This is a genomic window from Nocardia sp. NPDC049149 (genome assembly GCF_043197455.1).
Lineage (GTDB): Bacteria > Actinomycetota > Actinomycetes > Mycobacteriales > Mycobacteriaceae > Nocardia.
Genome location: NZ_JBICTD010000004.1, coordinates 99,493 through 113,532 on the forward strand (window position 1 = coordinate 99,493; position 14,040 = coordinate 113,532).

The window sequence follows — 14,040 nt, forward strand, 5'->3', positions numbered from 1 at the left end:
TTGCGGCGAGTATCGCGCGCGAGTTCGCGACGGGATCGGTTCGCACCGCGGATGATTCGGCATCGATGGTGCGCGCGTTGAGTCACCGTGCACCCGAGGTGATCCTGTTGAACCTGGCCTCTGCCGACAGTCGTGCGGTGATGCAGGCGGCGCGCAGGCACAGTCCGGAGAGCCGTTTGATCGTGCTCGGTGTGTCCGAGGAGGACGAGGTCAGCATCGTCGCGTGCGCGGAGGCCGGCGTGCGCGGGTACCACTTGCGCTCGGGATCGCTGGCCGATCTGCTCGACTTGGTCGCCAGCGTGCTGGCCGGTGAATCGCTGTGTTCGCCGCGCATCGCGGCGGTGTTGTTGCGCCGGGTTTCCGCGCTCGCGGATCAGGGCCGTTCGGAACGCAAGGAACTAGTCCTCACCGAGCGGGAGAACCAGATCCTGCAACTGGTGGAACTAGGCCTTTCCAACCGAGATATCGCGACGAAGCTGTGCATCGAGGTCCCGACGGTGAAAAACCATGTGCACAGCCTGCTTTCGAAGCTCGGCGTGCGCCGTCGCGCCGATGCGGCCGCGGTGATGCGGGGACGAACGCAGGCGGGTATCTGAATCCTTCGGGGCCGAAAGATGGATCCGATGGTTCATTTACCGAAAGGGGGAATGGCAGTGATGGTTATCAGGTGCCCATTCGACTTGCACTCATCGAGTTACCGAGGCTGCTTGCCGACCTCATCGCCGACACCTTTGCCGGCGACGAAGACGTTTGCATCGACCAGCTTTCCGACGATTCGGAGCTAGAGCTGACGGTCGAGGGGGCGCCGAGTCACGACGTGGTCATCGTCGGGGTGACCGACCCCTGGCGTGGCCGGTTGCTCGACCGGATGGCCAGGGCGACCAGACCGACGTTGCTCGGCGTGCGGACCGATGGGCGGGAGGCATGGATGTACCAGATGCGGCCCTGCCCGCACCGGCTCGGGTCACTCGGTCCGGATCAGATACGCGCGGTGGTGCTTGGCCACCAAGACCCGCTGGTTTAGCACAGTCGAAAGGACTTTCCCGATGCCAGTTCCAGTTTCCTACCCCGGTGTGTACATCGAGGAGATTTCGAGTGGCGTGCGCACCATTACCGGTGTCGCCACGTCGATCACTGCCTTTCTAGGGCAGGCGCCGCAGGGGCCCACCGACAAGGCGGGCAGGGTTCTGAACTATTCCGATTTCGTGCGTCAGTACGGCGATCTGGATGTGAACTATCCGATGGGGTTCGCGGTGCGCGATTTCTTCCTCAACGGTGGCACGAACGCGGTGATCGCGCGGCTCTACAAAGACCCGAGCGATGCGGCGAAGAAGCCGACGGCCTCGCTGCAGATCGGTGAGGGGACGAAGGTCGGGTTGCTCGCGAATTCCCCAGGGACGTGGGGCAATGCGCTGCTGGCCCGGGTCGACGACAAGGTCGACCAGGATGTTGCCGACGATCTCGGTGTCGCCAAGGCGGATCTGTTCAATCTGCGGGTGCGCCTCGGCCCGACCGGTCCGTTGGAGACCTTCCTGAATCTGACGGTGAAGGACACCGTGCGCCGGATCGATCGGGTGCTGGCCGCGGAATCGGCACTGGTCGTGATAGATCCGGCAACGCCGCTGCCTATCACGGTGCCCGAGAAGACGCCGGATCCCAAGGATCCCAAGAAATCCGAGTGGCTGGACGACAAGACCAAGCGGGTGGAGACCGAGGCCGAGAAGGGACACGACAGCGATCCGCTGGACAAGGCCGCCTACGAAGGAAAAAGAAATCTGCGCACGGGCAAGTACCTGCTCGAGGACATCGATCTGATCAACCTGGTGTGTGTCTTCGGAAACAAGGCGACCTCGTTGACCGACGCCGACATGTACAACGACATCTTGTCGTACTGCATCGAGCGCCGCGCATTCTTGCTCGTCGATCCGCCGACGGATTGGTCGCACAACGGGTTGATGACGAACCCGGCGACTGAACTGGCGAAGCTGAGTATCACCGGCAAGTCCGCGCGCAACGCGGCGGTGTTCTATCCCCGCCTGCTGCAAGCCAATCCGCTGCGCAACAACACCATTGAGCCGTTCGCGGGCAGCGGTGCACTGGCGGGTGTGCTTGCCCGCACCGACGCCGAGCGCGGCGTGTGGAAGGCGCCCGCCGGCATCGACGCCTCCCTCAACGGTGTCGCCGGACTCGCCGATATCCTCACCGACGCCGAGAACGGGGTGCTCAATCAAGAAGGCATCAACGTCCTACGGCAATTCCCAGTGCACGGCCGAGTGGTCTGGGGCGCGCGCACGATGCGCGGCGCGGATCGGTCCGGCGACGAATACAAGTACGTCCCGGTGCGCCGCACGGCATTGTTCTTGGAGGAGAGCCTGTATCGGGGTTTGCAGTGGGTGGTGTTCGAGCCCAACGACGAACCGCTGTGGGCGCAGATCCGGCTGAATGTCGGCGCGTTCATGCAAAGTCTGTTCCGGCAGGGGGCATTTCAGGGCAAGACGCCCGCCGAGGCGTACTTCGTCAAGTGCGACAAGGAAACAACGACCCAGGACGACATCAACAAGGGAATCGTGCACATCGTGGTTGGTTTCGCGCCATTGAAGCCTGCCGAATTCGTGATCGTGCAGCTACAGCAAATTGCCGGTCAGCTCGCGGCCTGATACCTGCGTAAAGGTTTGGAGGACCTGTCATGGCGGAGTTCACCGTCAACGCATTGCGTTTCGACCCGTACAAGAACTTCAAGTTCCGGGTGAAGTGGGATGGGCGCTATGTCGCCGGAATATCGAAGGTGTCGGCGCTCAAGCGCACCACCGAGGTGGTCAAGCATCGCCATGGCGGCGATCCCTCGACGAGCCGGAAGTCGCCGGGGCGCACCGAGTTCGACGCGATCACCTTGGAGCGCGGGGTGACCCATGATCCGGAGTTCGAGCGGTGGGCGAACCGGGTGTGGAGTTTCAACGCCGGGCTCGGCGCGGAGACCTCGCTTGCCGATTTCCGCAAGGACATCCTGCTCGAGGTCTACAACGAGGCAGGCCAGGTCGCGTTGACCTACCGGATCTATCGCTGCTGGGTCTCGGAGTTCCAGCCGGTCGCCGATTTCGACGCCAACGCCAATGCCATCTCGATTCAGCACATCAAGCTGGAGAACGAGGGCTGGGAGCGGGATCTGACCGTGGTGGAGCCGACCGAGCCGACATTGGCGTGATGTGCCCATGACTGCGACTGCACTCCGGGTGCCTGCGACCGCCGCGCTGCTCGATGCGTGGGAGTCGGGGCTCGGCGCCGATCCGGCGGATCGGGCGCTGCCGTTGCTCGCGCTGATGTGCGAGGACGACCGGGATCTCGACGAGTGCGCGCCGGGCGAGCTGAATCGGTTGCTGTTGCGGGCGCGGGCGTTGTTGTTCGGCGCCGCGGCCGACGCGGTGGCCGACTGCCCGGACTGCGGCACTCAACTCGAGGCATCGATTCCGTTGGCAGAGTTGACCGTCGGCGAACCTGACGGTGTCGGCGCTGCGGTGCTCGACGCGGTGGATGTGCGTTTCCGGTTGCCGACGCGGCGGGATCTCGCTGCGCTGGCTGATCTTCCCGTCGAGCAAGCGGCGCGGCGGTTGCTCGAACGCTGTGTGCTGTCGCTGCGCTCCGGTGCGGCGGAACTGTCGCTGGCGGAGTTGTCCGCGGAGACCGCCGACGCGGTGGACGCCGCGATTTCGGACGCGGACCCGGACGCGGTGATCGAGGTGACCCTGACCTGTCCCGAATGCGGTGATGCGGTGCGACTTTCGCTGGATCCCGCGTCGTTTCTGTGGGACGAGGTCGATCGCTGGGCGCTGCGGGTGCTGTGGGAGGTGGCCGAGCTGGCGACGGTCTTCGGCTGGAATGAGGACGCGATCGTCGCGTTGAGCCCATGGCGCAGGCAGATGTATCTGTCGCTGTCAGGCGCGCACCGGTGGTCGTCATGACCGGGGGCTTGCGGGGGTTGATCGCCAGCAGCCGGGCAGCGACGCCGCGGCTGCGGCCGCGTCCGGTCGGCCGCTTCGAATCCGGCGGCATGAGCGGGCCCGATATCGACACCGAGGCGGAGACGCCGGTGCGCTCGATCGAACGTTCGGTGCCGGAGCGCGTCGAGGCCCCGGTGCCGCACACGAGGGCGCCCGCTGTAGCGGCTCCGCCGGTGTCGTCGATCGTGGTGCAGGACAGCCGGATACGTGAGCCGGAACCGGTCCACGCCGAGCGACGCACAACCGCGCCGGCGTTGCGCCCGAGCGTCCCGATACGTGCACCACAGGTGCCAGCAGGCGAACCGAGAGATACCCCGACAGTGACTGTTGTGCACCATGTTTCGGCCGAGCAGCCGGTTGCGCCACGTCGTATCGACCACGAGTCCGAGCCGCCGCGGCCCGTACCAGCCGCCCGGCCCCCTGCACGAGCCGAGCACGAACGCGGCGCTCTGGTGTCGCCACCACTGCCGGACGTCCCGGTGCCGACCGCCCAGCGCGCCGCAGGCCGCGTGGACCGGCATGCGCCGCAATCGGTTTCGGCCGACATCGGGCGTGCCACCGACCCGGTGGTGCAGGTGAGTATCGGCCGGATCGAGGTGCGTGCCACCACGGCGACGAAGGAAACACCCGCCCGTACGTCGGCCACCCGGTCGGCGGTCATCGGACTGGACGACTATCTGAACCAACGGGGGGCGCGATGAGCAACGGACACGCCATCGCCGCGGTGACAAGGACCTTGCAGACCCTGCTGGTCGCGGCGACGCCGAACGTGACGATGCTGCCGCTGGACAAGGCCCGCGACGGTGCGGCCGCAGACGAGCAGCTGAATCTGTTCCTCTACAACGCCCCCATGTCGGCGGCGTTCCGCAACAGCGACGCGGTGGGCCTGCGTCCCGGCGAATCCGGCAGTCCGCCTTTGCCGTTGACGTTGCACTACCTGATCACCACCTACGGCCCGGACGAGGCGTCGGCGCATCGCGTGCTCGGCTTGGCGATGAGCATCCTGCACGATCACACGTTGCTCGGCAGGCAGGAGATCGTCGACGCCAATCACGGCGAGCCGGTCAGCGAGCTGGATCGCCAGCCGGAACGGCTGCGGATCACGCCGCTGCCGCTGTCGAACCACGACATGTTCGAACTGTGGAGCGGATTCGCCACCAGCTACCGGGTTTCGGCCGCCTACGAGGTGTCGGTGGTACTCATCGACAGCAGGCGCAACCGGCGTTCGCCGCTGCCGGTCTTGCGGCGCGGTCCGACTGCGGTGGCAGGCGGCGACGCGGTGTTGACCGCGGTGCTGGCCCCGGAGCGGGCGATGATCACGACGATAGGCGCGCCTGCGCGGCTGATCGGCTCGAACCTGGGTGCGGTGAGCACCGTGGAGTTCAGCCATCCGCGGCTGAGCGCACCGCTGGTGTCTGCGCCGGAGACCGGCGGCGACCAGGAGCGCCGAGTGCGCGTGCCCACCGGCGCCGGCGCCGTGTGCGGCTTCTACCAGGTGCGGGCGCTGACCGAGCGGGTCGGCGTACCGACGGTGGCCAGCAACAGCGTGCCGATGGGCTTGGGCCCCACCATCGAGGTGACCTCGCCGTTGGCCGTGCCTGCGGGAACAGTGGCCGTGACCGTGCGGTGCAAACCGCGCATCGCCGAGGGCCAACAGGTCGCGGTGCTGCTCGGATCTGCGTCGGCCGCACCGTCGACGGTGGTCACGCCGCCCGATCCCGACGATTTCAGCACGGTGACCGCAACATTCCCCTTGGTCGGTCCGGGAACCTACACGGTGCGATTGCGCATCGACGGCGCCGACAGCGACCCGGTCCGCTATCGCGGCGCCCCCGCGGTGCCGGAATTCGATCCGGCCGTACAGGTGGTGGTGTCATGACCGACCCAGGATTCGACCCGAACGACCGCTACTTGGTGTTGTCGCTGGCGTGGTTGCGGCTGTTGCTGCGCAGGGTCGCGCACCGCCGCGGACCGGCGATCGCCGCCGCGCTGCCGGAAGCGGTTGTGCCGGTGACCCGTTCGCGCCGCTGGTGGCAGGGCCAGGCCGAGCCTGCCGTCGCGCCAGTGCCCGCCGCACCGGTGGTGCCGCCGTCCGCGCTGGATGCCGAGATCGCCGAGGCGGCTCGGCGCATCGAGGAGTCCGCCGCGGCGGACCTGCCCGAGCTGGAGTCGTTGCGTCGGGTGTTCGGCTTGACCGAGTTCGAACGCAACGTGCTGCTGCTCTGTGCGGCAACGGAATTGGACACCGGTATCGCCACCCTGCTCGAAGCGTCCTACGGCAGCGCCCGTCCGAGCTTCGCGATGGCAATGGACCTGTTCGACGACGCCGCATGGGATGCGCGGTCTCCGCAACGCCCGCTGCGGTACTGGCAGCTGGTCACCACGGTCGGCGAGCCGATGTCGACCGGCGCGGGCCTGCGGATCGACGAGCGAATCCTGCACGCGATCAAGGGATTGCATCACCTCGATGCCCGCTTGGCGACGGCGATGGAACCGCTCCTGCCCGGTGACGACCTGCCTGGCAGCCAGCAGGAGGTGGCCGATGCCGCGGTGGGGCTGATCGCACGCGCCGCAGGCAGCGGCGAGCTCCCGGTGGTGCAGCTGGTCGGGACGTACGCGCCCGACCGCACCGCGGTGGCCGCCTCGATCGCGAACGCCCTTCGGCTCGAGCTGTATCGGCTGCGACTCTCCGCGCTGGCGGCGGTGCCGGTCGGCGAGATCGACACCTTGGCCAGGCTGTGGCATCGCGAAACCCTGTTGGTGCCACGCGCATTGCTGTTCGACGACGACGGCACCGACGAGCTCGCCACGCTGCGCCAGTCGCGGGCGATGTTCGTGCGCCGCAGCGGCGGTCTGGTGCTGTCGAGCGCGCCCGACCTCAGCCCCGACCTGCCCGCGCCGACCGTGAGCATGGAAGTCGGCAGGCCGACCGGCCCGGAGCAGCACGAATTGTGGGTGCGGGCACTGGGTTCGGCGGATCGGGCGCGCGTGGGGATGCTGGCCGAACAGTTCCGCCTCGACGGTCCGGAGATCGCCCGCGTCGTCGCTTACACCGACCTGCCCGCCGATCCCGATGACGCGACCAGGGCACTGCAGACGGCCGCGCGCCGGTCGTTGCGCCCGCGGCTGGAGAAGTTGGCTTCGCGTGTGCGACCGGTCGCCACCTGGGACACCCTCGTGTTGCCCGAGAACGAGCTCGATCAGCTCCATCAGATCGCCGAGCAGGTCGCGCACCGCTCGACGGTGTACGCGCAGTGGGGTTTCGGTGCCCGGATGAACCGTGGACTTGGCATCAACGCGCTGTTCGCCGGGGAGAGCGGGACGGGGAAGACGATGGCGGCCGAGGTGCTCGCCAACGCGCTCGGCCTCGACCTGTACCGGATCGATCTGTCCGGCGTGGTGGACAAATACGTCGGCGAGACACCGAAACACGTGCGCACCATCTTCGACTGGGGCGAGGCGGGCGAGGCGATCCTGTTCTTCGACGAATGCGATGCCATCTTCGGCAAGCGCAGCGAGGTCAAGGACGCGCACGACCGGTACGCCAACATCGAGATCGACTATCTGCTGCAGCGCATGGAGACCTATCGCGGCCTCGCCATCCTGGCCACGAACATGCGCGACGCGGTGGATCGGGCGTTCCTGCGCAGGCTCCGATTCGTGGTGAACTTCCCGTTCCCGTCGCAGACGGATCGGGAACGGATGTGGCGCATCGCCTTTCCGGCCGACACGCCCGTCGGGTCGCTGGATTACGAACGGCTGGCCCGCATCTCGCTGACCGGCGCCGCGATCACCGATGCCGCGCTCGGCGCGGCGTTCCGCGCGGCCGCACACGGCGGGGAGATCGGCATGGGCGATGTGCTCGCCGCCGCCCGCGATCAGCTGCGCAAGCAGAACCGCCCGATCAACGAGGCCGATTTCCGGATCGAGCAGGGGGTGCCGGCATGAACATCAGAATCGAGGTGGAACGGCTTGTGTTGCACGATCTTCCGATCGCGCAGGCGGACCGCAGGCGGCTGCTCGCCGCGGTGGAGTCGGCGATCGCCGAACGGCTGACCGCGCAGCACCCGCACTGGGATCCGGCCGCGGTCCCGGTGCTGACCGCACCGCCGATCACGCTGCCAGGCACCGGGATCGGTCCGTTGGCTGACGGCATCGCGTCCGCGGCGACCCAGGCGATCGGCTTGTCCGGCAGGGGGCGACCATGACGATTTCTCCCCGGGTGATCAGCGGCGGGATCGTCCTCGTCCCCGCGAGCGGGCCGATGCGGACCTTCCCACTGCAATACAACCCCGATTCGGTCTCGCGCTCGCTGCAACCACAAGGCACCGGCGCTTCGGGCCAGGATCGGTCCGAGGCGTTGCGGCTCAAGGGCCCGGCCACCGAAACCTACAGTGTCGATGCGGAATTCGACCTCACGGACGCCATGGCGGCTGCCGTGACCGAACCGGACGCGGTGAAGGACGGCCTGCACCCGCAGCTGGCGTTCCTGTCCGGGCTGATCAATCCGACCTCGGCGACGCTCGCGACCAACGACGCGCTCGCCCGCGCCGGGAAGTTGGAGATCATCCCGGCCCAGGCGCCGCTGACCTTGTTCGTGTGGAGCAGGCACCGGATCGTTCCGGTGCGCATCACCGGGCTGACCATCGTCGAAGAGGCCTTCGACACCGCGCTCAACCCGATCCGCGCCAAGGTGTCGCTCACCATGCGGGTGCTCACCATCAACGATCTGCCCTACGACCATCCCGGTTCGACGATCTTCCTGAACCATCTGCGCGCCACCGAACGACTCGCCGCGCCCGGTTCGGCCTCGTTGAGCCAACTCGGCATCACCACCATCGGATAAGGAGGACCGACCATGCCACCCGCACCGTTTCCACCGTCGAGTCGCTACGCGAGCGTCGAGGTCGCCACCTACACCGCACCGAATGGCCGGGTGCATCCGTATCTGCGGCGGCGGTTCTGCCCGGATCCGGACCGCCTCGTCCAGATCGGCACGCACACCGTCGTCGAGGGTGATCGGCTCGACCGGATCGCGGCCGCCGCGATCGGCGACCCCACCCAGTTCTGGCAGCTCGCCGACGCCAACCGGGCCGTGCGCCCCGAGGAACTCACCGAACGGATCGGCCGCAGGCTGCGCATCACGCTGCCCGAAGGTTTCGGAGGTGGGCTCGGTGCTTGATCGGGTGCAGCTGTCGCTGATGATCGGGCCGGTGGTGCCGATCCCGGCGTCGAAGACGGTGATGGAGGCGTTGACCTCGATCGAGGTCACCACCTCCGAACGCGGCACCGGTTTCCAGCTGACCTTCGCGCTCGGCAACCGGTCTCCGCTGCAGACCCTGTTCCTGATCGCGGGCGGCGGCCCGATCCTGTTCATGCGGGTGATCATCGAGGTCACCGTGAACGGCGAATCCACCGTGCTCGCCGACGGGGTGATCACCGATCACCAGATCGGCGCGGGCACCGACGACACCCATTCGAGCCTGGTGATCACCGGCGAGGACATCAGCGTGCTGATGAACAAGCAGGATTTCAGCGGCTTGCCGTTTCCGGCGATGCCCGCCGAAGCCAGGGTCGCGTTGCTGCTGGCGAAATACGCGCTGTTCGGCGTGATTCCGTTGATCGTGCCGAGTGTGTTCGTGCACGTGCCGCTGCCCACCGGCAACATTCCGAGCCAGCGCGGCACCGATCTGGCGTATATCCGATGGCTGGCCGCGCAGGTCGGCTATGTGTTCTATATCGACCCAGGTCCGAAAACGGGCACCAACGTTGCCTATTGGGGACCGCGCATCAAGGTCGGGGTGCCGCAGCCCGCGCTGAACGTCGACATGGACGCGTACACCAACGTGCAGACCTTGTCGTTCCGGTTCGATTCGAAGAAGAACAAGATCCCCACGGTCTACCTGTACAACGAGTTGACCAAAGGTTATCCCGGTGCCGATTCCGCCCATCACGCCGTTGAATCCACCGCTGGGGGTGATCCCGCCGCTGCCGACCAGCCTCGCCGATTTCGCGCCGGTGGCCGACAACCTGTCGAAACTCGCTCCGGTGCAAGCGATCCTGATCGGCATGGCCAAGGCGTCCAATTATGCGGACGCGGTCTCCGGGCAGGGCACCCTCGATGTGGTGCGCTACGGGCGAGTGTTGCAGGCGCGCAAGCTGGTCGGCGTGCGCGGGGTCGGTCCCGCGTTCGACGGGCTGCATTACGTCACCCAGGTGACCCACCACATCTCGCCAGGCAGCTACACCCAGTCTTTCAGCTTGAGCCGCAACGGCTTGCTTTCCACGGTCCCGGAGGTACGGGTATGACTAGCCCCGACGAGACGGCAGGAGTCCGGTACTACGGCAAGTACCGCGGCACCGTCATCAACAACATCGATCCCGAACAGCGCGGACGGCTGCTCGCGCAGGTGCCCGATGTGCTCGGGCTCGTGCCGTCGAGCTGGGCGATGCCGTGCGTGCCGCTCGCCGGAAAACAGCAGGGCACCTTCATGGTTCCGCAAATCGGGGCCGGCGTGTGGATCGAATTCGAACAGGGCGATCCGGACTATCCGATCTGGGTCGGCGGGTTCTGGGGCAGCGCCGCCGAAGTGCCGACGCTCGCGCTGGTGCCGCCCGCCATCCCGCCCGGACAGAACATTGTCGTCCAGACCACCGCGCAGACCACGTTGGTGCTCAGCGACTCTGCGCCGACACCGGTGTCGGGCGGCATCGTGTTGCGCAGCCCGGGCGGCGCCATGGTGGTGGTCAACGATTCGGGGATCTACCTGAGCAACGGCAAAGGCGCCACCCTGACCATGATCGGGCCGACCGTCGCGGTCAACCAGGCTGCACTGGTGGTGACCTGATGCCCGGGCCGCTCTTGCACCTGGGCGCCCAGGTCAAATGCAGCCACGGTGGCACAGCGACGCCTGCGTCGGTGAACCCGAGGGTGACGGTCTCGGCACAGCCGACCGCGCTGCTTCCGGTGCCGTACCTGATCGCGGGGTGCGCGCTGCCGCCACCGATCGCGGCCAACGGGCCGTGTGTGACGGGGCAGTGGATCACCGGCACCACTCGGGTCACCTCCAACGGGCAGCCGTTGGCCATTCTCGGCGGCACCTCCGTCTGTGCGCCTTCGGGCACGCCGATGTTGCCGCTGTCCGCACAAACCAAGGTGGTGGCGTTATGACCGACCGCGTGGATATCGCGTACCCGTACGGATTCGACAATCGCGGGCGCACCGCGAGCGCCGACTATCCGGCGCATGTGCACCAGATGATCGAGCAACTGCTGTTGACGTTGCCCGGCGAGCGGGTGAACCGGCCCGATTTCGGCGCCGGGCTCGAACGTCACCTCTTCGGACCCAACAGTCCCGAGATCGCCGCCGCGGTCGAGCTGAGTCTGCAGACCGCGCTGGCGCGTTGGCTCGCCGACGTGATCGAGGTGCGCACGCTGCGGGTGATCAGCGAGGGCGCCACCTTGAAGGTGCGCATCGACTATCTGTTGCGCGAACTCGGCGAGACGCGCACCGAAGACTTCCAGGTGGGGAGCACACCATGACCGAAACCATGTTGCGGTGCCGAGACGAACGCCGTCGCGCGCTGGTCCGCCGCGACCCGTGCCTCAACGGCCTCGACTATCTGGAGGTCTCTTCCGATCAGCGGCGGCTGACGGTGTACTTCCTGGACAAGGCGCCCGATGACCTCGAGCTCGGCAATCTGCGCGTCGTCGGTGGCAGGCGGATCACCGAGATTCGGGTCACCGGCTTCTCGATCTGCGCCAACGAGGACCCCGAACGCGACGACTGCCTGACCGTGGAGCTGGATCGGCCCGGTGACCATTCCTGCTATCGGCTAGAGGTCGTGGAGGCCGACGAGTACGGATATCCCACTGCGACAAGGCATCACGGGTTCGATCCGCGCTACTACGCGCTGGAGTTCAATTTCAAGGTCGACTGCCCGTCCGAGCTGGACTGCCTGCCCGCCCCGTGCCCGCCGCCGGCGTGGGCGCAGCCCGATATTCGGTATCTGGCAAAGGATTACCAGAGTTTCACCGAGCTGCTCCTGGACCGGATGGCGGTGCTCGCCCCCGGCTGGCGCGAGCGCAGCGCGGCCGACATGTACGTGATGCTGCTCGAAGTGCTTGCCTACGTTGGCGATCAGCTGAGCTACCGGCAGGACGCGATCGCGACCGAGGCGTATCTGACGACCGCGCGGCTACGCACCTCGGTGCGCAGGCACGCGCGACTGGTCGACTACCGCATGCACGAGGGCGCCAGCGCTCGGGCGTGGGTGGTGATCGAGACGTCGCACGACCTGGACGCGCCGAAGGCATTCGTCACCGACGTCGCCGCGCTACTCGCCGATGCCGCGCCGATAATGAAACCGGAAGCACTGGAGCGGATTTCGTCGGCCGACTACCTGTGGTTCGAACCGGTGTGGGCGCGGCCGATCCGTAAAGACCGCTCCACCATCTACTTCTACACCTGGGGCGACGGTGACTGCTGCCTGCCTGCGGGAACCACCAGCGCCACCCTGATCGATGTCGTCGACGACTGCGGGGACAGCACGCTGGGCTTGGCGGCGGGGGATGTGCTGGTGTTCGAGGAGATCCTCGGGCCCGGCACCGGACTGGACGCCGACGCGGACCTGACGCACCGGCACGCGGTGCGCCTCACCGAGGTGCGCCGCGACACCGATCCGCTGACGGACACCGCGATCGTCGAGATCGCCTGGGGCGCAGCCGATGCGCTGCCGTTCGCGATGTGCCTGTCCGCGATCGGGCCGCCGCCGGAGTGTGCGGTGCTCGATCCGGTCAGTGTGGTGCGCGGCAACGTCGTCCTCGTCGACCACGGCAGGACGACCTGCGAAGAGCTCGGCGAGGTGCCGATCGTCTCGCGCGTCGAGCCGTGCCAGGACGGCTGCCCGGATCCGCCGGTGCTGCGGCCAGGACGGTACCGGCCCGCGCTCACCGGCATCCCGCTGTCCTATCGGATGCCGTTCGCGCCGGACGCGCCTGCCGCCGCGATCACCGTCGATGCTCCGCGAGCCGCGCTCGCCCAGCTGCGGTTGACCAGCACCGATCACGGTGTGAAAGCGCGGTGGGAACCGCGGCCCGATCTGCTCGACAGCGGGCCCGGCGACCGGCACCTGGTGGTGGAGACCGACGACGAGGCCATCGTGCACCTGCGTTTCGGTGACGACACGCTCGGGCGGGCGCCCGCCGCGACGGAGCGGTTCCGGGCCGACTATCGAGTCGGGGCGGGGCCGGTGGGCAACGTCGGGCCCGACAGCATCCGGCACCTCATCTGCGACGACCTCGTCAGCGGTGCCGAAGTGCGCGTACACAATCCGCTGCCCGCCGTGGGCGGGCTCGCCCCGGAATCGGTGGTCGAGGTGAAGAAGTTCGCGCCGCGCGCCATGCACCGCGACCGGCAGCGCGCCATCACCCCCGCCGACTACGCCGAGCTCACCATGCGTGATTTTCCGGCGCGGGTGCAGCGCGCCGCCGCCGAACAGCGGTGGACCGGTAGCTGGTACGAGATGCGGGTCGGCGTGGATTCGTTCGGCGCGTTCGACCCGTGCCCGGATCTGCTCGCCGCCATTGCCGCCCGCCTCGACCACTATCGCCGGATCGGCCACGACGTGGCCGTGGCGCCCGCCATCAACGTCGGGCTGGAGATCGACATGCGGATCTGCGTCGCCGAAGGCTACCGGCGTGCGGACGTGGCGCGAATTCTGCACGCGCGGTTGGGAAGTCGCCGACTGAGCGACGGCACCCTCGGGATGTTCCACCCCGACGCCGTCACGTTCGGGGCGAGCGTGGCCGCGTCGACCATGGTCGCGGCGGCCGCCGCGGTGGCGGGCGTCGGCAACGCCGAGGTCACCCGGCTGCGGCGCTACGGCCAGTCCACGGTGCCCGCGGACGCGAAAGACCTGCCCGACAACGGAGTACTGCGCATGGGGCCGATGGAGGTCCCGCGCCTGGACAACGATCCCGCCGCGCCCGAACACGGCATCCTGCGACTGGATCTGCGAGGTGGACGATGAACACCGACTGTGGC

General features: G+C 67.5%; 15 protein-coding genes. All 15 read left to right on the forward strand.

All coding sequences use genetic code 11. The features are described from left to right. The first annotated feature begins 77 nt into the window (after window positions 1-77). Entirely contained in the window at window positions 78-596 is a 519-nt protein-coding gene (locus ACGFNJ_RS16365; RefSeq protein WP_393448054.1) for a LuxR C-terminal-related transcriptional regulator, read from the forward strand. A 71-nt stretch (window positions 597-667) separates the two neighbouring features. Beyond that, the gene (locus tag ACGFNJ_RS16370; protein ID WP_393448056.1) at window positions 668-1,024 is read left to right on the forward strand and encodes a hypothetical protein; all 357 of its coding nucleotides are present in this window, start codon (window positions 668-670) and stop codon (window positions 1,022-1,024) included. Next, on the forward strand, window positions 999-2,657 hold the full coding sequence (locus ACGFNJ_RS16375) for a phage tail sheath family protein (protein ID WP_393448058.1): 1,659 nt from the start codon (window positions 999-1,001) through the stop codon (window positions 2,655-2,657). Before ACGFNJ_RS16370 ends, ACGFNJ_RS16375 begins: the two co-directional genes overlap by 26 nt. A 29-nt stretch (window positions 2,658-2,686) precedes the next feature. After that, entirely contained in the window at window positions 2,687-3,202 is a 516-nt protein-coding gene (locus tag ACGFNJ_RS16380; RefSeq protein ID WP_393448060.1) for a phage tail protein, read from the forward strand. A gap of 7 nt (window positions 3,203-3,209) precedes the next feature. Then, window positions 3,210-3,956 (forward strand): hypothetical protein, encoded by a 747-nt coding sequence (locus ACGFNJ_RS16385; RefSeq protein ID WP_393448062.1) that lies wholly within the window; start codon window positions 3,210-3,212, stop codon window positions 3,954-3,956. After that, window positions 3,953-4,696, forward strand: coding sequence for a hypothetical protein (locus ACGFNJ_RS16390; RefSeq protein ID WP_393448064.1), 744 nt, complete (start codon window positions 3,953-3,955; stop codon window positions 4,694-4,696). The genes ACGFNJ_RS16385 and ACGFNJ_RS16390 overlap by 4 nt, the downstream gene beginning before the upstream one ends. Then, on the forward strand, window positions 4,693-5,874 hold the full coding sequence (locus tag ACGFNJ_RS16395) for a DUF4255 domain-containing protein (RefSeq protein WP_393448066.1): 1,182 nt from the start codon (window positions 4,693-4,695) through the stop codon (window positions 5,872-5,874). The genes ACGFNJ_RS16390 and ACGFNJ_RS16395 overlap by 4 nt, the downstream gene beginning before the upstream one ends. Next, the gene (locus tag ACGFNJ_RS16400) at window positions 5,871-7,943 is read left to right on the forward strand and encodes an ATP-binding protein (RefSeq protein WP_393448068.1); all 2,073 of its coding nucleotides are present in this window, start codon (window positions 5,871-5,873) and stop codon (window positions 7,941-7,943) included. Before ACGFNJ_RS16395 ends, ACGFNJ_RS16400 begins: the two co-directional genes overlap by 4 nt. Continuing rightward, the gene (locus tag ACGFNJ_RS16405) at window positions 7,940-8,203 is read left to right on the forward strand and encodes a hypothetical protein (protein WP_393448070.1); all 264 of its coding nucleotides are present in this window, start codon (window positions 7,940-7,942) and stop codon (window positions 8,201-8,203) included. Before ACGFNJ_RS16400 ends, ACGFNJ_RS16405 begins: the two co-directional genes overlap by 4 nt. Beyond that, complete coding sequence (locus tag ACGFNJ_RS16410) at window positions 8,200-8,841, forward strand: hypothetical protein (RefSeq protein WP_393448072.1); 642 nt, start codon at window positions 8,200-8,202, stop codon at window positions 8,839-8,841. The genes ACGFNJ_RS16405 and ACGFNJ_RS16410 overlap by 4 nt, the downstream gene beginning before the upstream one ends. A gap of 12 nt (window positions 8,842-8,853) precedes the next feature. Continuing rightward, the gene (locus tag ACGFNJ_RS16415) at window positions 8,854-9,177 is read left to right on the forward strand and encodes a LysM domain-containing protein (RefSeq protein WP_393448074.1); all 324 of its coding nucleotides are present in this window, start codon (window positions 8,854-8,856) and stop codon (window positions 9,175-9,177) included. Beyond that, on the forward strand, window positions 9,161-10,843 hold the full coding sequence (locus ACGFNJ_RS16420) for a phage baseplate assembly protein V (protein WP_393448076.1): 1,683 nt from the start codon (window positions 9,161-9,163) through the stop codon (window positions 10,841-10,843). Before ACGFNJ_RS16415 ends, ACGFNJ_RS16420 begins: the two co-directional genes overlap by 17 nt. Beyond that, window positions 10,843-11,166 (forward strand): hypothetical protein, encoded by a 324-nt coding sequence (locus tag ACGFNJ_RS16425; protein WP_393448078.1) that lies wholly within the window; start codon window positions 10,843-10,845, stop codon window positions 11,164-11,166. The genes ACGFNJ_RS16420 and ACGFNJ_RS16425 overlap by 1 nt, the downstream gene beginning before the upstream one ends. Next, entirely contained in the window at window positions 11,163-11,537 is a 375-nt protein-coding gene (locus ACGFNJ_RS16430) for a GPW/gp25 family protein (protein WP_393448080.1), read from the forward strand. Before ACGFNJ_RS16425 ends, ACGFNJ_RS16430 begins: the two co-directional genes overlap by 4 nt. Then, window positions 11,534-14,026, forward strand: coding sequence for a putative baseplate assembly protein (locus ACGFNJ_RS16435; RefSeq protein WP_393448082.1), 2,493 nt, complete (start codon window positions 11,534-11,536; stop codon window positions 14,024-14,026). The genes ACGFNJ_RS16430 and ACGFNJ_RS16435 overlap by 4 nt, the downstream gene beginning before the upstream one ends. The last annotated feature ends 14 nt before the right edge of the window (window positions 14,027-14,040 follow it).

What these genes read in the sequence shown, in the direction of transcription:
- ACGFNJ_RS16425 (WP_393448078.1), top strand. Translation starts at nt 10,843, where the DNA reads ATGCCCGGGCCGCTCTTGCACCTGGGCGCCCAGGTCAAATGCAGCCAC.
- ACGFNJ_RS16435 (WP_393448082.1), top strand. Translation starts at nt 11,534, where the DNA reads ATGACCGAAACCATGTTGCGGTGCCGAGACGAACGCCGTCGCGCGCTG.
- ACGFNJ_RS16410 (WP_393448072.1), top strand. Translation starts at nt 8,200, where the DNA reads ATGACGATTTCTCCCCGGGTGATCAGCGGCGGGATCGTCCTCGTCCCC.
- ACGFNJ_RS16390 (WP_393448064.1), top strand. Translation starts at nt 3,953, where the DNA reads ATGACCGGGGGCTTGCGGGGGTTGATCGCCAGCAGCCGGGCAGCGACG.
- ACGFNJ_RS16385 (WP_393448062.1), top strand. Translation starts at nt 3,210, where the DNA reads ATGACTGCGACTGCACTCCGGGTGCCTGCGACCGCCGCGCTGCTCGAT.
- ACGFNJ_RS16430 (WP_393448080.1), top strand. Translation starts at nt 11,163, where the DNA reads ATGACCGACCGCGTGGATATCGCGTACCCGTACGGATTCGACAATCGC.
- ACGFNJ_RS16415 (WP_393448074.1), top strand. Translation starts at nt 8,854, where the DNA reads ATGCCACCCGCACCGTTTCCACCGTCGAGTCGCTACGCGAGCGTCGAG.
- ACGFNJ_RS16400 (WP_393448068.1), top strand. Translation starts at nt 5,871, where the DNA reads ATGACCGACCCAGGATTCGACCCGAACGACCGCTACTTGGTGTTGTCG.
- ACGFNJ_RS16405 (WP_393448070.1), top strand. Translation starts at nt 7,940, where the DNA reads ATGAACATCAGAATCGAGGTGGAACGGCTTGTGTTGCACGATCTTCCG.
- ACGFNJ_RS16380 (WP_393448060.1), top strand. Translation starts at nt 2,687, where the DNA reads ATGGCGGAGTTCACCGTCAACGCATTGCGTTTCGACCCGTACAAGAAC.
- ACGFNJ_RS16395 (WP_393448066.1), top strand. Translation starts at nt 4,693, where the DNA reads ATGAGCAACGGACACGCCATCGCCGCGGTGACAAGGACCTTGCAGACC.